17 protein-coding genes are annotated in these 20,310 nt (G+C 52.7%); 7 read left to right on the top strand and 10 right to left on the bottom strand.

The annotated features are described in order from the left end of the window. Nucleotides 1-162: 162 nt before the first annotated feature. The 6 genes from VF399_07840 (at nt 163) to VF399_07815 (ending at nt 8,325) form a co-directional block, all read left to right on the top strand. Nucleotides 163-1,146, top strand: coding sequence for a PorV/PorQ family protein (locus tag VF399_07840; protein HEX7320251.1), 984 nt, complete (start codon nt 163-165; stop codon nt 1,144-1,146). Nucleotides 1,147-1,399: 253 nt separating this feature from the next. Next, nucleotides 1,400-2,230, top strand: a complete 831-nt coding sequence (locus VF399_07835; protein HEX7320250.1) for a hypothetical protein — start codon at nt 1,400-1,402, stop codon at nt 2,228-2,230. Between the two features lie 220 nt (nt 2,231-2,450). After that, entirely contained in the window at nt 2,451-3,707 is a 1,257-nt protein-coding gene (locus tag VF399_07830; GenBank protein HEX7320249.1) for a BREX system ATP-binding domain-containing protein, read from the top strand. After that, entirely contained in the window at nt 3,688-5,004 is a 1,317-nt protein-coding gene (locus VF399_07825) for a BREX system ATP-binding domain-containing protein (protein ID HEX7320248.1), read from the top strand. Before VF399_07830 ends, VF399_07825 begins: the two co-directional genes overlap by 20 nt. Nucleotides 5,005-5,076: 72 nt before the next feature. Continuing rightward, nucleotides 5,077-7,110: a DEAD/DEAH box helicase gene (locus VF399_07820; GenBank protein ID HEX7320247.1), complete on the top strand. Its 2,034-nt coding sequence runs from the start codon at nt 5,077-5,079 to the stop codon at nt 7,108-7,110. A gap of 384 nt (nt 7,111-7,494) precedes the next feature. Beyond that, nucleotides 7,495-8,325 (top strand): fibronectin type III domain-containing protein, encoded by an 831-nt coding sequence (locus VF399_07815; protein HEX7320246.1) that lies wholly within the window; start codon nt 7,495-7,497, stop codon nt 8,323-8,325. 219 nt (nt 8,326-8,544) lie between these two features. On the opposite strand, the gene cutA is transcribed toward VF399_07815, so the two are convergent. From cutA to tilS, 5 genes are read right to left on the bottom strand one after another with little or no spacing between them, the layout of a single operon-like run. Then, complete coding sequence (gene cutA / locus VF399_07810; protein HEX7320245.1) at nt 8,545-8,862, bottom strand: divalent-cation tolerance protein CutA; 318 nt, start codon at nt 8,860-8,862, stop codon at nt 8,545-8,547. A 31-nt stretch (nt 8,863-8,893) separates the two neighbouring features. After that, nucleotides 8,894-9,451 carry a GTP cyclohydrolase I FolE gene (folE, locus tag VF399_07805; protein HEX7320244.1) on the bottom strand — a complete coding sequence of 186 codons (558 nt, stop codon included), beginning with the start codon at nt 9,449-9,451 and terminating at the stop codon, nt 8,894-8,896. Further along, nucleotides 9,452-11,311 carry an ATP-dependent zinc metalloprotease FtsH gene (ftsH, locus tag VF399_07800; GenBank protein HEX7320243.1) on the bottom strand — a complete coding sequence of 620 codons (1,860 nt, stop codon included), beginning with the start codon at nt 11,309-11,311 and terminating at the stop codon, nt 9,452-9,454. It abuts the gene before it with no gap. Continuing rightward, nucleotides 11,304-11,810, bottom strand: coding sequence for a hypoxanthine phosphoribosyltransferase (gene hpt, locus VF399_07795; protein ID HEX7320242.1), 507 nt, complete (start codon nt 11,808-11,810; stop codon nt 11,304-11,306). The genes ftsH and hpt overlap by 8 nt, the downstream gene beginning before the upstream one ends. After that, nucleotides 11,740-13,137, bottom strand: coding sequence for a tRNA lysidine(34) synthetase TilS (gene tilS / locus VF399_07790; protein HEX7320241.1), 1,398 nt, complete (start codon nt 13,135-13,137; stop codon nt 11,740-11,742). The genes hpt and tilS overlap by 71 nt, the downstream gene beginning before the upstream one ends. A gap of 186 nt (nt 13,138-13,323) precedes the next feature. On the opposite strand from tilS, the gene VF399_07785 reads away from it, so the two are divergent. Further along, the gene (locus tag VF399_07785) at nt 13,324-15,360 is read left to right on the top strand and encodes a tetratricopeptide repeat protein (GenBank protein HEX7320240.1); all 2,037 of its coding nucleotides are present in this window, start codon (nt 13,324-13,326) and stop codon (nt 15,358-15,360) included. An 87-nt stretch (nt 15,361-15,447) separates the two neighbouring features. Here the strand turns inward: VF399_07785 and VF399_07780 are convergent, their stop codons facing one another. From VF399_07780 to lysS, 5 genes are read right to left on the bottom strand one after another with little or no spacing between them, the layout of a single operon-like run. Then, entirely contained in the window at nt 15,448-16,494 is a 1,047-nt protein-coding gene (locus VF399_07780; GenBank protein ID HEX7320239.1) for a protein arginine kinase, read from the bottom strand. Next, complete coding sequence (locus tag VF399_07775) at nt 16,494-16,973, bottom strand: UvrB/UvrC motif-containing protein (GenBank protein ID HEX7320238.1); 480 nt, start codon at nt 16,971-16,973, stop codon at nt 16,494-16,496. Before VF399_07775 ends, VF399_07780 begins: the two co-directional genes overlap by 1 nt. Before the next feature lie 12 nt (nt 16,974-16,985). Then, nucleotides 16,986-17,666, bottom strand: a complete 681-nt coding sequence (locus VF399_07770; GenBank protein ID HEX7320237.1) for an ABC transporter ATP-binding protein — start codon at nt 17,664-17,666, stop codon at nt 16,986-16,988. Next, nucleotides 17,667-18,866: an FtsX-like permease family protein gene (locus VF399_07765; protein ID HEX7320236.1), complete on the bottom strand. Its 1,200-nt coding sequence runs from the start codon at nt 18,864-18,866 to the stop codon at nt 17,667-17,669. After that, nucleotides 18,863-20,290: a lysine--tRNA ligase gene (lysS, locus tag VF399_07760; protein HEX7320235.1), complete on the bottom strand. Its 1,428-nt coding sequence runs from the start codon at nt 20,288-20,290 to the stop codon at nt 18,863-18,865. The genes VF399_07765 and lysS overlap by 4 nt, the downstream gene beginning before the upstream one ends. Nucleotides 20,291-20,310: the final 20 nt, after the last annotated feature.

Below are 20,310 nucleotides of genomic sequence, written 5' to 3'. Positions count from 1 at the left end.
AACCCTCACCTTATTCCTCTCCCTTAAAAAGGGAGAGGGTAGGGGTGAGGGATAACTGGTGTCCCCGTGGAATGGAGGATAAAGGTGGGGGTGGTGGATAATTATTGACAGGATATCATCCAATGCATATAATTACATAGCAAGATTGTGTTGGAGGTACAAATGGCCAGTCTGTTTCTTGTATTACTGATCTCGGCGCAAAGACCGGGCGCCTGCTTTATGTTGATTCCGCCCTCAGCCAAAGCCACGGGCATGGCTTACGCTTGGACCGCGATCGCGGACGACGCTTCGGCGAACTACTACAACGCGGCCGGCCTGGCGTTCATTGACAGATGGTCAGGAACTGTTAATTACTCAAGCTATTTGCCTGGTTTGCATGATGGGATGAAACATATTTATATCGCATGGGTTAAGCGTCTGGATACAAAGTCCGCAATTGGCTTTGATATTATCTATTTTGATACAGGATACCGATCTATGTATATGCCTGAATATGATGGATATTTCAGTTATCGTATTACACTCAAGGTGAATTATGCCCGGAAATTTTCAGAAAATATATCAACGGGGTTAGGATGCAAATTAATTTATGATCACCTGATGGCAGATTGGGTAATAGCTAAAATGCCGGAGCTCGGGATCGAATCAGGCGGTACAGGTACATCATTTGCGTTTGATTTCAATATTCTTTATAAGATCAAACCGTATTTGTCCATGGGGTTAGTTTTTCATAATCTTGGTCCTGATATATCATATACCGAATCCGGCTCGAGCGATCCGTTGCCGCTTTTAAGCAGGTTAGGTTTAGCCGGTAAGCTGTATGAGTCTGAATATTTATCAATAACCTTATCAACCGAAATGACCAAGATTCTCGTTGGGATGTTTGCTAATTCTAACAACAGTTTTGGAGAGAACCTGAAATATGAATTCAAAGAAGCTTGGAAAGCGATAGGTTTGGAAGTTAATTATTTTAAAATGCTTTCCCTGCGCACCGGTTATTTCTATGACTATGAAGGACAACGTATTGGATGGACATTTGGCGGAGGGATCAAGGTGCTGAATCTGGAGATAGATATCGGGATCGATGAGGATGTATTTGATTTTGAAACCCAAAACCGAAAACTGTCGTTGACGTACACTTTTTAGTCTTTGGGTTGTGTCATACCCGCGCAGGCGGGTATCCAGTATTTTCTTGGATTCCCGTTGGAATCTGTCCTGTATATAGATATGGGACGGGAATGACATCTTTGTTTCACCCTCCCCTTTATCCCCTCCCATCTAGGGAGGGGAGAGGTTGTGCGGTCACCTATCGACTGAGGGGGTATCATCGGCATCTTTTTATTATCACCGTAATCTTATGAGTAATTGACTATGAATCACTTTTAAAGTATAATACTGGATGAAAGAAATTTTGGAGGAATTAAAGAAATTATCCAGGGATTGTAACAAACTGACCAAACTGCTCAATTCATACTCCAAACTGATGGAAAAGCCAGTCGACAATGTCTACCTGCGCGAGAAGAAAATCGCCGAAATATCGAAGCTTTTTGCCGAAATTCCGGATAGCCAGCTCAAAGCCGACCTGAAAACCTGGTATTCAAACGAAAACAAGGAACAACAAAAGCATAAGGACGACTTCAAGTTCGAATTCGGTGAGAAATTAAAGGAGATGTTCAAAAAAGACAACATTGCGGTCCGTGGCCAGTATCCTAAATTGCGCATTGCGATCTTTACGCTGGTGATCAATTTTGAGTTCGGCGAAGCCGAGCTGTTTTTCGGACCCGAGGTGGAAAAGATCAAGGGTAAGATTCCGTTACAACCCCAGTCAGTCTACGAGGCGGTCAAGAAATACCACAATACCTTGATTCCTAAAAAATTCGATGGGCAGGAGTTTTATAACGGCCTTTTAACGGCTTATAAAAAGAGATTAGCGTATGCCGGTAAGAACATGGGCGACAAAATGCTGATCGTGGATGTCCTGCACGGGTACGTGCTTTTACAACAGCCGGAAAAATTCTTCGAAGACCCGCGCAAGGAGCACTTCCGCGAGTACCCGCGGAATACGCTGAGTTACATGTTCTATCTTTTAAGAAAATCAGGCATTGCCGACAAAGGTATCCGTTTTTACGTCGCGACCTTTGACGCGACCACAGAAAGAAAAAGCGCACTCTGGGTGCCGGACAATGACGAGGGAGACGGTACGTACTATTCGTATATTTCTTTCTTATGAACGTTCATTTTCTTGTCATTGCGAGGAATCCCGAGATTATCGAGGGAGACGAAGCAATCTATGGAAGGAAAAGACACCAGATGAGATTGCTTCCCCTCGTTCCTCGGGACTCCAGATATTCCCCCCCCACCTTACCCTCCCCCTCGAGGGGGGAGGAAAAACGAGGGGGTGTAAGGTTGCGCACAAAGAGTGCTCGCAATGACGACATTGAGGTGATTGAATGGACCAGTTAGATCCCATTCTCGCAAAAGCCATTATCCATAAGCTCGGAAGCTTTGGCACGCCGCCCGAATTCGGCATCCAGCACTTCAGCGTCGGCCTCGAGCAGTATCTCAAGGCCATGGAAACGGAATACTTAGACGGGATCCTGAAGTGCAACCTGTCTTCGTTCAAACTCATTACTGGCAATTACGGCGGGGGGAAGACGCATTTCCTTTATTTAATGCGCGACCTCGCCTGGAAGCACAATTACGTGACCAGCTATGTCAGCCTGAGCGCGACCGAGTGCCCGTTCGACCGTCTGGAACTGGTATACAAAAAGATCGTGGCGAACATCACGCTTCCCCTGAAGACCGAGGAATTGCTTAAACCCTGGGAGACCGGCATCGAGGTGCTGCTGAGAAAGTGGCACCAGCGCGTTCGGGACGACCGGAAGTTTCTGTCGTTCGTTAAAAATCTGGAGAGCACGAGCTTCACCAACGCGGTCAAAGCCGCGCTGCTCAATCTCGACAGCGATGACGAGGAAGGATTCAGCGCGCTTGTACAGTGGCTCAAGGGCGAAGATATCCCGCGCGAACTAAAGCTTCAGCACCGGATCTCGGAGCGCATCGACCGCACGAGCGCGTTCCGCATGCTCAGGAGCCTGATCCAGCTCGTGAACGTGCTCGGGTTCAGCGGTTTGATCTTCCTGTTCGACGAGGCAGAACGGGGCATGAGCATCTCGTCGGCAAAGGACAAGCGGCGCGCTCTGGATAACCTGCGGCAGATCGTCGATGAGTGCGGCAATTCGCGCCTGCCCGGCGCCATGTTCTTCTACGCGGTCCCGGACGAGAACCTTCTCCTGGAAGGAAGCGGCGGGGTTTACGAAGCATTGAAACAGCGCCTGCGCAGCAGCTTTACCAAGGTCAACCCCATGGGCGTGAAGGTGAACCTGGAAGAGATCGGCATGCCCGCCGAAGCGTTCCTGAGGAATTTGAGCATGAAACTCAAGACGATCTTCGAAAAAGCCTATGCATATACTTTCGATGAAACCGTGCTGTCCAATTCCGTTCACAACATGGTCCAGGCGGCACTCGAACTGCAGGTCCTGGACATCAGTTACCGCCGGATCTTCGTGGTTACCATCATCGACGCGTTCTTGAAGATCCGGGAGACGAATGCCGAGATCGACAAGAACGCCAGCCGCGTCATGATGCGCAGCACGACTAAAATGTTGACTGACAAAGAAAAGGAAGAAGTTGAGCGAGAAGAATTCTAGCCGCCACGTCGTAGCCCACAACATATTCGGCGAAGGACTGGTCTTGGAGACGCGGTGGGACGGCGTCCAGTCCCGCGTGAAATTTCGGAGCGGTCTGTGCCTGTGGCTGCCCACGAAATGGCTCAAGCCGCTCTCGATTACAAACAAGGACATCCAGCTTGACGAGATATCATCGAAGCGGATCCTCGAGGCCTTTCGCATGGGCGTGGTTCCCCACCAGGATATCGAATATTTCACGTTCGGCCGGGACATAGAATTGCGGACCCTTCAAAGACACCTGGACGACCTCAAGCAGGGACAGGGAGATCTGTGCATGATCGAAGGGGTCTACGGCGCCGGAAAATCGCACCTCCTTGAATTTATCCGGCACCAGGCGCTCAGGCAGGGGCTCGTCACGACGATCTGCGAACTGCACGTCCAGGAGACCCCTCCATACCGGCCTAAAAAGGTCTATCATGAGTTGGTCTACAATCTCAGATATATCAAGGATGGCTATGAACGCGGATTCCGCGACCTGCTTGCCGAACTGGCGTCGGTCGAGATCAATGATCACTGTTTCCTGACGCCGGTGTTGAAGCGGGTCAGGGACATGGAAGGGGACGATGCCGGAGTCAAGAACGAGGTTTTCTGGCAGTGGATCGAAGGCGAATCGACCAAGAACTACGCAACCGACCGCTCGGCGCCGTTCCGGGTTCGGGGTGGCCAGGTCATTCCGGCTTTGTATGATTTTTCGACCGCAGCCGATTTCTACTGCTATATCCTCAGTGGCTTGAGCTACGCGATCCATGCGGCGGGTCTGGGCGGGCTGGTCATAATCATTGATGAAGCGGAAGAAATAAACCATGTCTGGGAATATTATTTGAAGGAACGCGGCATGAATTTTCTGCAGGGATTGATCGGCGTCGCGCGCAACGATGCCCAGCTAAAAAAGGTGAACGGCAATCTGATCCATAACCAGGTCAGGCCGACCCCGTACCTGTACAAAGACGCGCACTTGTTCCTGGTACTCGCGACCACGCCCCAGGAACCCAACCGGCTTGCCCAAGGGGCTGGTCCCGGAAACATCATTCAGCTTAGAAAGTTCAGCCGGCTTGAATGCGAATTATTATTCGATAACCTGCTCAAGGTTTACCAGTGCGCCTACCGGGCTTTCAAGATCGATCCGCCGACCAGCGATTCGATTCTGAATTCGGCCCTGAAGATCAACAAGGAAGAACTGCGCGAGTTCATAAAATTCTCGGTCGAGGCGTTCGACTGGGTGAGGTTTAATAAAGATACGCAGAAGCCGCAGAAATAAAAGAACGCAAAGAACGCAGAATAATAACACCGCAGAGGACGCAGAGAAAAAAATGCGCGGAGAGTGCAGAAGATGACACCGGAAGAATTAAAAAACGCGCTTAAAAGGACCTGGACACCTTTTTTCAGCCGGTTCGGCAGTTTCACCGCGGTCCAGGAAATGGCGATCCCGCGCATTCTGGCCGGCGAGAACGCGGTCGTCATTTCACCGGCGGCGACCGGCAAGACCGAAGCCGTGATCGCGCCGGTACTGGAAAATATCATCGCGGAAACCGTCACTGATAAGGACCCTTCGCTCCAGGTGCTATACATATCGCCCACACGCGCGCTGGTCAATGATCTGTTCCGCCGGCTTGAAGATCCGGTCTCTTATTTGGGCAAGAGCATCAGCCGGAAAACCGGCGACCGACCGCGTATCGATCCATCAGACCTGCCGGTAATATTACTGACTACACCCGAATCATTCGATTCAATGATGAGCCGCCATCCGGAGATATTCAAGGCGCTAAAATACGTTATCCTCGATGAGATCCATCTTCTGGACAACACGCCGCGCGGGGACCAGCTCAGAGTGCTGCTGAACCGCCTGCGCAGGGTAAGGTCCGGGCTCCGCTACTGCGCCTTATCCGCGACGATCGACGATGTCAGGCTGGGGGAGAGGTATTTTCCAGACCCGGTAGTTTGCCTGTTGAAAATGCCGCGGGAGATTGAGTATAAGCTCGTGCCGGCTTTGAAGTTCATTTCAGAACTGTTCGGAGTGGTCAAGGAACGGGGGTTGAAAAAGGTCCTGGTATTCTTTAACGCGCGCAGTTTTGTCGAAGGGTTCTCGCAGAAGCTGAACCGGCCGCCTTTTGACGGAAAAGTGCTCGTTCACCACGCGAGTTTGCCCAAACCGCGGCGCGAAGAGGTGGAAAAGGCCATGAACCAGTCGGACCGGGCAATGCTGCTTGCCACCTCCACGCTGGAACTTGGGATCGATATCGGCGATATCGACTGCGTCGCGCTGTACCGGCCTCCTTACACGGTATCGTCGCTGCTCCAGCGTGTGGGCCGCGGGAACCGGCGCAGCAACACGCTTTTCGCGTTGGGCGCTTATACTAATTCCTGGGAGCAGATCCTGTTCGATGTTTTTTTTAACTGCGCGCGCAGCGGCCTGCTCTATGAGAGACAATACCGGCCTTTGCTGTCGGTGATACCCCAGCAGATCTATTCATATCTATACCAGCGGCGCCGCATCGGCACGACGCTTAAAAACATCAACCAGGTGCTATGCGACCCAGCGCAGGGTGGGTTTTTCGATGAACCGACCGTGAAGAAAATATTCTACAAGCTGATGGGCGACGGCGTCGTAAAAGAGGGCAGACCCGGCATCTATTTCGTGACCAGCGCGATCGAGAAAAAGATCACGTACGGCAAGATCCATTCTAATATCAACGAGAAATCTTTCGGCGAATACGATGTGTTCGATATCGCCCAGGGCGCGCTGGTGGGAAGGATATATTACGTGCTGGAGAAGTTCATCCTGGGAGGTAAGTGCTGGGAAAAGGTCAGCGTGAGCGAGGCGGACAAAAAGGTATACGCGCGGTACGCGGGCAGCGCGCCGGCAGTCACGAAGATATTCGAGGGTAAGGGCGCGGGGAACTACAGTTACCAGCTATCGGTCGTTCTCAAGCAGCACATCTTTCCCGACCTTGAGCCCATGGAATTCCCGTTCGCCTTTGACGGCAGGAACAGTCATATTTTTCACGTGATCGGATCACTGTACAGCTACCTCATCGCGGAGGCGCTGATGGCCGAAGGCAAGGACGTGATCGAAGCCGAAGGAAAGCTTTTGACCATAAATAGCTTCAAACTGGAAGACGGCGGTTTCCCGGTGCCCAAAGAAGAAACGATCCGCAGGATACTTGCCGAAAAGACGATGCTATTTGAGGATGCCCTGGGCAGCGGCGCTTTTTTCTATGACCTGCCGGTCGAGTACCAGATCGAGGATCACTGGAGAAACCTGGACATCAGCGGACTGCTTGAATTCCTGCGTAAAGTCAGGATGAAGGAGATCGATCCTGAACTGCTGAAGTCGGTTATCGAGCATATTACGGCAAAAACATAGTAGTGAATGAGTGTTGACTCTTCTTTTTTAATCCCCCCCCCACCCTAGCCCTCCCCCTCGAGGGGGGAGGAAAAAGGAGGGGGTGGAGAATATTGGGCCCCCCCAAGCCCTCTTGACAAAACTTAAATTGTGCTTATAATACGCATAGTAGGTTTTAAGATATTTGGGTCTGATCGGGCTTAAAGAGGAGGTGGTGCTGGAAGCCCAAACATACGTGATACGCTAAACAAGGGCTTTGCCGGTTGTGCCTGAGAACAACCGTTGTCCCAATAAAAAAATAAGCTTTAAAAGCAGCGGCCAGATATACTGTTCATAGTATGTGAACAGGTCATTTACAACTGGATCGGGCAACTGCAAAAGCAAGAACAAAAAGGAGTAGAAAAAATGAAGACATTTATAACCTTCGCATCGTTGATCGCAGTGGCATTAATCGCCGGCTGCGGCGGCGCCGAGCTGCTCAACGCGCCGGAGATCAATACCGTGATTATGGGTGAGACGTCGGTGACGGTCGTCTGGACCGTGGATACGACGATCGAGAATAGCACGGATTTCAACGGCTACAACGTGTACGTGGCCACCGATTCCACCACACTCCTGGTCGAGAGCGCGGAAGATCTCAGTGCGTTCAACGCGACCCCGATCACGACCAATTCATACGAGATTACGCCACTGGCGCAGGACAGCGTTTACTATATCCAGGTCCGTACTTTGAATACCGACGACAAAGCCGGCGATTACAACGCGACAAAGCCGTTTGTGACGGCTTCGCCGAGACCCGAGTTCACGGTAACCGTGACTCTCGAACTCGCGCCTGGTAACATGAATGAACCTGGTTGTGGACTGACATTCGCCACCGGCGCACTGGTTGATGAAACCAATGATGAATTTCCTGGTGCTGATGTGTTCTTCGAGAGGTTCATTCAAGGCGGCGAAGAAACACTCCAGGTCAATTCTGCTTCACGGCGCCCCAATGGAAGAACGACCTTGATGCACAGCTACGGTCAGATGGAATTGGACAGCCTGTCCGAGCTGACGCCGGGGGATCTCATTGACGATCATGTTCCGTTCATTGTCGGCGACCTCATCGGTTTCGTGACTGAGGAAGAGAACTACGTAAAACTCCATGTCGATGCTTATGATTCGACCGGAGCGACCGTTGACGTCACCTACGCCTACCAGGATAATGCCGGAGTGCCGATACTTATCGCGAAATAAGACGATAACCAAAAACAAAAAAGGGGCGGCTTTGCCGCCCCTTTTACTTTTGCAAAACGACCTCTCCCGCTGCATTGTCATTCCCCCCTGCTTCCGCAGGGGTAAACTTGTCCCCGCAAAAGCGGGGAACGGGAATCCAGAAAAAACAGCTATGGATACCCGCCTGCGCGGGTATGACACATTATGAATATGTGGTCGAACCCGATATGCTCAGGTCTTTCAAATCGTATTTTCTTTGATCCAGTGTAGGTAGCTCTTCGAACCCCGTTTGATGTCCCAGCTAACGATCTCCGGCACTTCGTAGGGATGATGCCTCAAAATGAACTCTTCCACTTTTTTATAATTCCTACTTTTTGTCTTAATGAACGCGCCCCATTCACGCGCGCGTTCGGTTTTCTTCTTCCAAACATAGAGCGAATCAAGCTCGAACATGCTGCCGCAGGCGGCCAGTTTTGCGGCGATTAGCATTTTAATTATTTTAACGGCCGTCTTTTTATTCGGGAACGTCGAGTATATTATTATGAAACCGTCAGGCATTAAATGTGTTTTTAGATTTCCCCGGGAGGTTTCAACGGCCTTTAATCAGAGACAAGGCTTCAGCCCGGGTCGCGGCTGAACGCATGGCGCCGCGGATCGCGGAGGTCACGGTCAGCATGCCGGATTTTTTCACGCCGATCATGGACAGGCACAAGTGTTCGGCTTCGATCACGACCAGCACGCCCAGAGGTTTTAGATTCGCCATTAAAAAATCAGCGATCTCATGAGTCAGGCGTTCCTGCATCAGGGGTTTTTTTGCCATGATATCGATGACTTTAACCAGACTGGAAAAACCTGTGATCCGGTTATCTTTGGGAATGTAGACAACATGCGCTTTGCCCAGGAATGGCAGCAGGTGATGTTCGCATACGGAATAGAACGGGACGTCCTTGATGATGATCATCTCATCTTCGTTCTTGGTCCGGTATGTTTTAAGTTCCTTTTTCGGGTCCTGTTTGATGCCGGCAAAAATGTCCTCGTACATGTCAGCGATCCGGCGCGGCGTGTCTTTAAGTCCGTCGCGGTCAACGTCTTCGCCGATCGCTTCAAGGATCGCGCGGACCGCTTTTTCGATCTTTTTCTTGTTCATTTACGCGCTAACGTCGTGGATCCCGGTTTTTTTATCTTTATCAAAGAGAATCTGGTCGATTTCTTCGCCGGTCATGATCTCTTTCTCGAGCAGTTTTGCGGCCAGCGTTTTGAGTTTCTCGATATTTTTGGAAATTATCTGCTCGGCGATCGTTTCGGATCTTTCCACTAATTTTTTCACTTCCTCGTCGATCTCCCGGGCGGTTTGCTCTGAATAATCGCGGTGCATGCCGATCTCGCGGCCCAGAAATATCTCTTCCTGTTTTTCGCCATAGGTCAGAGGCCCCAGCTTATCGCTCATACCCCATTCGCATACCATTTTGCGGGCAAGTTTGGTCGCTTTTTCGATGTCATTGCCTGAGCCGGTCGATAGATCGCCCAGGATCAATTTCTCGGCGACCCGGCCGCCCAGCATATAGGCGAGCTGGTTGAAACAATAGGTCTTCGAATAGGTGCGCCGTTCGTCAATGGGCAGGGCCTGTGTCACGCCGAGGGCCATGCCGCGAGGGATAATGGTGACCTTGTGGATCGGGTCCATGCCCGGGAGGAATTTCGACACGAACACGTGCCCGCATTCGTGGCATGCGGTCAGCTTTTTCTCGTCATCGGAGATGATCAGGCTCTTGCGTTCAACGCCCATGAGGATCTTGTCCTTGGCATCCTCGAACTCGGCCATGGAGATTTTCTGCTTGTTGCGCCGCGCCGCCAGTAGAGCCGCTTCGTTGCACATGTTCGCAAGGTCGGCGCCGGAAAATCCAGGTGTGCCGCGCGCCAGGACGTCAAGGTCCACGTCGGTATCAAGCGGGATCTTGCGCGTGTGGACTTTCAGTATCCCCTGACGACCGCGGATATCAGGCCGGTCAAGCACGACCACGCGGTCAAAGCGCCCGGGTCTCAAGAGCGCGGGATCAAGGATATCAGGGCGGTTCGTGGCCGCCATCAGGATTATGCCTTCGTTGACCACAAAGCCGTCCATCTCGACCAGGAGCTGGTTTAGCGTCTGCTCTCTTTCGTCGTGCCCGCCGCCGAGACCGGCCCCACGCAGCCGGCCGACCGCATCGATCTCGTCGATGAACACGATGCAGGGCGAATTCCTTTTGGCCTGTTCAAAAAGGTCGCGAACCCGCGAAGCGCCCACGCCTACGAACATCTCTACGAAATCCGAACCGCTGATCGATATGAATGGGACGCCGGCTTCACCGGCAACCGCGCGTGCCATGAGGGTTTTACCCGTGCCGGGTGGACCGAGAAGGAGCACGCCTTTCGGGATGCGGCCGCCCAGCCTGGTGAATTTGCGCGGTTCCTTTAAAAATTCTATGACTTCCTGCAGCTCCTGCTTCGCCTCTTCGACACCCGCGACATCGTTGAACGTGGCGGACGGCTTGTTCTCCAACATGATCTTGGCCCGGCTCCGCCCGAAACCAAGCGCCCGGTTCTGCCCCGACTGCATCTGCCTTAAGAAAATGACCCAGATGGCGATGACCAAAAGCCAGGGGATTATGCCGGCGACGATCTCGAACCATGAGGACTTCTGCTTGGCCACGATCTCGACATTGCCCTTGAGCAGCTCATCCGTGAGCTTGGTATCTTCGAACGGCATGAGCGTTACAAATTCGGTGAACGTTCCTTTGTCGATCTGGAGCATGTTTTTGAACGTCCCTTTGATCGACCGCTCGGTGATCATGACCTTGCCTATGTTCTTACTTCTGAGTTCCTGGATGAATTTGGAATACGGTATATCAGCAGCCTTTTCGCTCCGGGATAGCAGATACTGGACGCCGATCCAGACGACAATGATCAGGACCGTCCATAAGATCACTGTTTGCAGAGCCCTTGTCCGTGTGGGCGGTTTATTAGCCATCATACACTCCTATATACCGTAAATTCCGGTATTGATTTTCATAATCAAGCCCATATCCCACGACGAAGACCGACGGGATGGTGAACCCCACGTAGGTCAGGGGTATCTCGGTCCGCCGGTTCTCCTTTTTATTCAGCAATGCGCATACGGCCAGGCTGCGTGGCTGGCGCGTCTTCAAATTCTCAAGGATGTAATGAAGCGTGCATCCCGTGTCCACGATATCCTCGACCAGGATGACATCCCGGTCCTCGATATTAATGGACAGATCGGCGCTGATCTTAACGATCCCCCGCGAGGTCTTGCCGCTGTAGCTTGAGATCGCCAGAAAATCGAGCTCATGCGGTATTTCCAGCTCCCTGAGCAGGTCCGCGAGAAATACGAACGCGCCCTTGAGTACACCAATGAGCACGGGGTTCTTACCCCGGTAATCACTGTTGATCAGCGCTCCGATATCCTTGACTTTTTTTATTACATCTTCCTCTTTGATCAAGACATTCACAAGTCACCAGTAGAAAACGTTTTGTTGTTCTCCCAATGTACGCCCGGACTGCACGCTTGACGCCCGGTATCCAGAGGATCCCTTTCTGGTCGGCCAGTACAATGATCCCCGGCCGTCGGTCCTGGGGCACGCGGGCCGCGCTCAAGATCTTTTTCAGCGCGATCCTGCCGCGCGCTCCTTCAAGCACGTCACCCGGTCTTCTACTCCTGACCACCATTGGCAACGCCAGCTTGTCGAGGTCAAATACCTCGTTTCCGGCAATGCGTTTTGAAAGATCGTAATGCCGTACGGTCCGCGACTTGATCCGGCATCCGCCGGGCAGTAGGATTTTTCCGCGCAGGCCCAGTGTCCTTTCAAATGCCCGGTTTTGACCAGCCCTGCCGATCACGATAAGACCATGATCGCGCTGGGCGTACATGCCTTTCGGCAGAATTATCTTTTTGCCGCTCTCTTTAGCAATTAGACCGGCAATCGCGTCAATGTGTTTACTCTCGTAACCCGCAAGGTCCCCGCAGAGTGACTTGATCACAAGGCGGAGCGCCCGACTACGCACTGGCATAGTATAACGCATAAGCCGGCTGGTGTCAAGGGCAGCACCGCTTTGGTGCTGCGTGACGACGCGTTTTAGCGCCGATTCGGCTTTTTGCTGAAAATATGCTTCATCGCGCCGCAGTAGTTCGATCTGGTTGCGGATATGCTCATGCAGTCGCGGGTTGATGGTTTCCAGCAGCGGGATGACCTTGTGGCGAAGGAAATTGCGGCGAAACGACAGGCGGCGGTTGGACCGATCGGTCGCGGATCGCAGTTTATTCTGCCGGAGATAAACGATGATATCCCTTTTGCGTACGGCGATAAGGGGCCGGATGAACGGCAACCGGACCGCTGGTATCGCCATCAGGCCGGTTGCGCCGCTGCCCCGTAAAATATTAAGAAAAAATGTCTCCACGACGTCATCAAGGTTGTGTCCCAGGGCGATCCGGTCGGCTTTAACCGCGCGCGCGCGCCGGATCAGGGCCTGGTACCGGGATTCGCGGGCCTCGCCCTCGATCCCCAGCCGGCCCTTGCCGGCGTCGACCTTGATGCGGATGACCTTGCCGGGTATGCCGTAGATATGCGCGTAGTGCCGGGCCAGCTTTTTTTCGCGGCTGATAGCCCGTTCCGACCGCAGACCATGGTCAAGGTAGACCAGCGACATTGCGACCTTATGACCGTACAGCCGGTGCAGAGCATCGAGCAGGCAGACCGAATCAGGGCCCGCTGAGAACGCGATCAGGATCTTTTTAGCTCGCGACAGCATGCGTTCATCCCGCACTGTTCGATCCACCATGTGAAGAAATTCTGAGGTTGGACCTATGACCCGTGGAATTAAGCCCATAGCCGGATATTATATTCGGATTTGGGGCTATAGCAATGAAGATATGCCGGCAAGCCGTGTGCCAAGTGACACGGCAACAAAAATTGCGGATTGATTTCAGGTTATTTTGGCATACAATGTCATCAGGGATGATCATCCATGGGACCTGATCGACAGCGGTTTTTGTCACGCCGGGTGCTTTATTTAATGGCGCTGGTATTCGTTGCCGCTTTTGCCGTGCGACTGGTTTATTTAACCGAAATTTCCAGGGCACCGTACTTTGACGATCCGGCGGGCGATTCCCGTGTTCTTTTAGACCAGGCGCTGGATATTTTAAAAGGGCATCTCCTGGGCGAAGGAGTATATTTCTACAGTTCTCCGCCATACCCATATTTCATTGCCGCGGTCCTCGCGCTTGCAGGCAGGAGTTTTTTCATCCTGGGTTTGATCCAGATCGTGATCGGTTCCCTGAATTGTCTTCTGATCTTCATGCTGGCATGGAAGGTCACGGACGGCAGGACTGGTTACGCGCTGATCGCCGGAATTTTATCCGTACTTTACGGTCTGCTTGTTTTCTTCGACGCCGATATGCTCATGATCTTTGTGACGCTCGTATTTGTTGATCTGTGCCTGTTGTTCCTGACCGCATATGACCGGTCATCAAGGGGCTGGCACGCACTTGCCGCGGGCGCATGTTTAGGCGCAGCCGCGCTGGACCGTACTAATATCCTTCTTTTCCTGCCCGTGGCGTTATGGTTCGTGGCTGGAAGGTTTTCAACAAAATTATCCGCCTGGAAATGGAAGCCGGCCATCTTACTACTCGCCGGCGCGATAGGTTTGATCCTGCCCTTTACAGTCCGGAACGCGCTGAAGGGACATGATTTCATGCTGGTTTCGTCGAACGCCGGGGTAAATCTTTTTATCGGCAACAACCCGCAGGCGGTCGGCGCCTTTTACCTGCCGCCGGGGTCCGGATTGTCGAATTATGACCTTGGAGGATCGGCCAGCGCAGCCGCTGAAGCGCAAACCGGCCGGGCGCTTAAACCATCCGGGGTGTCGTCGTTCTGGGCATCAAAAGCATTTTCCTTCATCCTTCACCATCCGGGCCGGGCGCTCGGATTGTTATGGCGTAAGATCACTTTGTTCTGGAACTCATATGAAATACCCAATAATCTTGATTTCTATTTCATCCGCGCTCATTATGCGCCGGTTTTAAAGATCACGCTCATCGGTTTCTGGCTGATCGGTCCACTGGCGCTGACGGGTATTCTCATGCGGATAGTCCGGGGCCTGAAGACCGCAGAGAAGCTTTTACTCGCCTTTTTGATCACTTACATGCTGTCGGTGGTTGTATTCTTTGTCACCGAACGTTACCGCGTGCCGGTCGTGCCAGTCCTTATCGTATTTACGGTGCTGGGAGCGCGCGACTTCCTGGAGCTTGTCCGTGCCCGTTCTTACCGAACGCTGGGACTTGCCATAGTGGTGCTGGCGGCGTGTTTTGCACTGGTCAACTGGCCGCGGATCCAGTTTGATTATGAAAGAATGAGGAGCATCATCGGCTCGCGGTACCTCACCAGAGCGCTTGAGGATCCTGGGTCGCGGGAACAAGACCTGAAAGCAGCCATTGTTGAACTGAAATGGGCGCTCGAACTTGATCCCGCCGACCCGTACGCGCGTTATGAACTTGCACGGGCTTACGCAAGCCTGGGGTATTTTTCGGGCGCCATCCAGCAGCTTGAGTTCGTGCTCAAGATCGATCCTCAAAGAAAGCCGGCGGCAGAAGCGTTGGAAGCGATGCGGTTAAAGTTTCGCACGACCGGCGATCTAGTCGGTCCGGGATCGATCCCCCTGACGCCCTATGAAAAAGGTTTTGAACTGGAGAACAAACATTTATACGTACCGGCGCAGATAGCATACCGGGAGGCGATCAACGATGAACCATGCCATGTCCAGGCTTATAATAACCTGGGGCGGCTTTTATTCCAGCTCGGTAGATCTGATCAGGCGCTCAGCGTGCTGTCCGCCGGGCTGAGGAAGATCCCCAACAGCGTTGTCCTGTTGTATGATCTGGGTATTGTTTACTTCAAGACCGGTCAGCGCGGCCGGGCACGGCAGTCATGGCAGCGCTGTCTGGAAATTGAACCGGACAACACTTACGCTAAGGAAGCAATACGGATGCTGGGGGAATCCCATTAGAAACTCAGGGGATAATTACATACGCTTAATAAACTGGTGGGCACCAAAGAGCGTTGCTGTTTCTAACGGGATGCAATAACGGTGTAATTAAGCGGTCGGGCTGAGCCGGTTACGGATGAATTCAGCCCTTTTGATATCACGTTCATGCTCTTCAAGGATCTCACCATAATGCATCTGGAGGTTCCCTGGTCTCGAAATAAGCATTATCTCATTGACCGTATCGATGCTGATGTCGGTGATGACGCCCGTACCGATACCGAGCCGGACCGCTGAAAGCAAGTTCAGCACCTCGTCCGTGCTCAGGATTTTTGCATATTTTAAAATGGCAAGGCTGCGCAGGACCTTGTCCTCGAACTCAAAACGGGCCTTGGCAAGGATCGCGTCGCGGGTCTTTCTCTCGACATCGATGATCATGTGGGTGAATTTTGTCAGCGATTCGATCAGGTCTTCTTCTTTCAAGCCCAGTGTGTGCTGGTTCGAAATCTGGAACAGGTTGCCCTTGATCTCGGTGCCTTCCCCGTAGATACCCCGCACGGCCATGCCCAGGTTAACCGCGCCCTTGAGGATCTTATCGATCTCGTTCGTGAAGACAAGCCCGGGCAGGTGGAAAAGCACTGACGCGCGCATGCCCGTGCCGATATTGGTGGGGCAGCTTGTCAGGTAGCCGTAGGTTTCATGGAACGCGAACCCCAGGTTTTCGCCCAGGATCTCTTCGATCTTGAAAACTTCGCTTGATATATTGAGCAGATCCAGCCCGTACGACAGGCCCTGGATGCGCAGATGGTCTTCCTCATTGACCATGATGGAGATAGTGCCGGTTTCATTCAGGAAAACGGCGGATGGACGGTTCGCTTTCAAGAATACCGGTGAGATAAGATGACTTTCAAGCAGGGATTCCCGTTCCAATGGCGATATCTTTTGCATGTAAAGGTACTGACCGGTGGCGTTGGACTTGATGATATTGTTAACGAGCTCCAGCAGCCGGTCGTTGTCCCGCGGTTTCATTTTTATCTCAAAAGGCAGGCTTTCGAGGTTGCGTGCGATCCGGATGCGGGATGATACTACGATCTCCCGTTCTTCGTGGCTGTGGGTTATGCCGTTGCCGGGAACGAGCCAGCGGATGTTGTTTAGCATTAGTTATCGCTGGTGTTTATGCCCAGCGCTTTTAACTGGTCGCGGATCTTGGCCGCTTCTTCGTACGCTTCACTCTCGATCGCCTTTTTCAGTTCCTCGCGTAGTTTGAAGATCTCCATGCCTTTGTGTTCGCCCGGCTTGGCCCGGCGTCCGATGTGCCGCTCGCTTTCCTGGATCTCCTTGATAAGGTGCCGGATATGAGGTTCGAACGTGTGGATGCAATGGCTGCAGCCAAAACGTCCGACCCGCTTGAACTCGGCCAGCGACAGGCAGCACACGGGGCAGATGACCTGCTCGTCCTGCGCGGTCTTTTCTTTGAGCAGCTTCTGCAGCGTTTCGATCGGCGACATTTTTTTGCTTGCGACCAGCCCGCGTTTTTGCGCGCATTCCAGGCACAGCCTGAGCTCGCTGATCTTCCCGGATACGACGTCCTTGAAAAAGATCGATGCCGGTTTTTTCTTGCAATCATCGCAGAGCATGTTCAGAGCTCCTTATTCCTTGATCGGGAAAAGTTTTCCATCGCGTAAAGTATACACATCGGTGCCGGCCTTGGCAATATCCAGCGAATGCGTGACAAGGATGATCGTTCTGCCATCATTCTTTAGATCGGTCAGAACGCCGATCAGTTTACCGGTGTTCTCGTCATCGAGGTTGCCGGTCGGTTCGTCGGCAAGCAGCACGCGCGGGTTGTTGACCAGGGCCCGGCAGATCGCGACGCGCTGGCGTTCACCGCCGGACATTTCCTCGGGAAGCCTGCTTCTTTTGCTGCCCAGGCCGAGTTGTTCAAGCAGCCGCTGGGCTTTTTCATAGATGGCAGAAGCGGGGTTGCGGCCGTTGACCAGGGCCGGCAGCGCGACGTTTTCCAGGGCGCTGAATTCGGGCAAAAGATGGTGAAACTGGAAAACGAAGCCGATCTTTTCATTCCTGATCCGGGACAGATCCGCGGCATTATGGGAGAACAGGTCGATGGAATCGAGTGTGACTTTCCCCCGGTCCGGCGTATCAAGGCTCCCCAGGATATTGAGGAGCGTCGATTTGCCGCTGCCGGATGGACCGACAATGACGACGAACCGGCCAGCATCCACCGACAGGTTTATGCCCTTGAGCACCGGGATAGTTTCATTTTTAAGATAATAAGTTTTGTGGATATCCTGCGCGGACACTACCGGCATCTATTCGTTCCTGAGGGCTTTGACCGTGACAAGGTTGGCCGCTTTGAACGCGGGGTAAATTGTCGCTAGAAAACTGACAAGGCAGGAGGCGATGGACACGGCAAAGAAATCCGCAGCCGACATCTCCACCGGCAGTTTTTGAATGAAGTAGACATCGCCCGGCAGGTTGAACTGGTACTGGTTCAGGACGATGCATGCCAGGAGGGAAAAGGCGATGCCTCCGGCCGTGCCGATTACCCCCATGATCGTGCCCTGATAGATGAAGATGCGCATGATCTGGGCCGGCGTGAAACCGAACGACCTCAAGATCCCGATCTCTTTTGTTTTTTTCTTCACGATGCTGACGAGCGTACCGATGATATTGAAACCAGCGACCAGAATGATGAGGGCGAGCACGATGAAGGTCACGATCTTTTCCAGTTTCAGCGCCGCGAACACGGAGCGGTTCGAATCGATCCAGTCCTGCGCGGTGTACGGGTAGCCCAGCTTTTTCTCAATGATCTGGGAGTAACGCGGTGTTTTGTAAACATCGTCGACGCGAAGCTCGATCCCGCTGATGGTGTTGCCGAGCTCGAAGAGCGACTGGACATCGCGGATATTCATATACACGATGGTCGCGTTGTAATCGTACATCCCGAGGTCGAAGATGCCGCGGAGAACCAGCTTCTTGGACCTGGGCAGCAAGCCGAGCTGATCGCCGAAGGGCGAGGTGATGATAATGGTGTCGCCGACCGAGGCTTTGAGCGTATGGGCAAGGTCGATGCCGATCACGCACCCCTTATCGAGATCAAAGATCCCGTCGATGATATTCCTGCCGACCGCGACGATCTTCTTTTCCTTTTCGGCATCGACGCCCCGGATGACAACGCCATCCATGTTGGCTTTATGCCGGATGAGCGATTTGGCAAGGATAAATGGCGCCTGCGCCTGCACGAACTTGAACGTGGAAAGCGTGTCAAGCAGCGGTTCGTAATTTTCGATCGTCTCATTGAAGTACTTGCGGATGATGATATGCGGCGCGCCGCCCAGGATCCGGCGCCGGAGCTCGTTCTGGAAGCCGTTCATGATGGACAGCGTGATCAGCAGCGCGCTGACGCCGACGAAAACGCCGCCAATGGCGATCACCGCGGAGAAGGACAAAAATCCATGTTTTGCTTTCAGGTAGCGGCGTGCGACAAAGAGCTCGATATTCCGGTTCACAATTCCTTACGCATCTGGGGGAACAGGATCACGTCCCGCAAAGACGACTGGCTCAGGAGCACCATGCAAAGGCGGTCAACGCCGATGCCCAGGCCGCCGGTCGGCGGCATGCCGTATTCCAGGGCTTCCAGGAAATCCTCGTCGATCTCGCCGATGCCTTCTTCTTTTTGCTCGAGTTGTGCCTTGAACCGCGCGCGCTGTTCCACCGGGTCGTTGAGCTCGGAAAAAGCGTTGGCGAGTTCGGATCCGAACATCATTAATTCAAAGCGCTCGACAACATCCGGATCGCTCCGGTGCGCTTTTGCCAGCGGCGAAATGAGCTTCGGATAGTCAATGACGAATGTCGGTTCGGTAATGTCCTTCTGGACAAGTTCGCTGAAAAGCTTGTCGATCTTGGCGCCGGGGGTCATGGTTTCCGGTTTCAGCCCGATACCCGTGCACACGCGGTCGATGTCCCGGCTGGCTGCCTTCAGAATATCAAGACCGGTCTTCTGATTCAGCGCATCGACATATTTCAGGCGTTTGAACGGCCGGGTAAAGATTACGGTTTTATCCTGGAACTTTATGGTCCGGTCCGGCAGAAGGTTGTCGACCAGGTATTCAAAAAGCGATTCCACCATTTCCAGGACGCCTTCGTAGTCGGTGTATGCCTGGTACGATTCCAGCATTGTGAACTCGGGGTTATGGAGCCGGTCCAGGCCTTCATTCCTGAAATCCTTGCAGAATTCATAGACCTTTTCAAATCCGCCCACGATCAGCCGCTTAAGGTAGAGCTCGTCGGCGATCCGCAGGTACATATCCTGGTCGAGCGCGTTATAAAAGGTTTTGAACGGCTGTGCCGCGGCCCCGCCGTAGATGGGCTGCAAAACCGGCGTTTCGACCTCGATAAATCCCTGGCCATCGAAAAATTTCCGCATCAAGGACATGACCATGGTCCTTTTCTTGAAGATCTCCTTGACCTCAGGGTTGGCGATCAGGTCAAGGTAACGTTTGCGGTAACGGATCTCAATGTCCGTAAGCCCGTGCCATTTTTCCGGCAGGGGACGCAGCGATTTTGACAGCATCAGATACTCTTCGACCACGATCGTTATTTCACCCGTCTTGGTCTTGAATACTTTGCCTTTCACGCCGATGAAATCGCCGATATCAAAATTATCGAAAAGGGCGAACTTCTCGCCCAGGTCCTGCTGGCGCAGGTATACCTGGAGATTATCGGTTTCATCCTGCAAAGTGCAAAAAACGGTCTTACCGTGGCCACGCACCGCGACGATCCTGCCCGCGATCGAAACGGCCTGCTGGGATGAGGTGAGGTCATCAAAGCGCGATTTTATTTCGGAAAATTTATGCGTTCGGTCAAACCGGTAGGGATAAGGATTGATCTGCATTTTTCTTAAGTTTTCGATCTTTTTTAGACGTTCTTCCATGGGGAATAATACCGCAAATC

This window comes from bacterium, from assembly GCA_036382775.1.
Taxonomy (GTDB): Bacteria; Hydrothermota; Tepidihabitantia; order SM23-42; family JAOAFX01; genus DASVHD01.
Note: the sequence above shows the minus strand (reverse complement) of the source record. Positions and strands in the feature narration are given on the sequence as shown.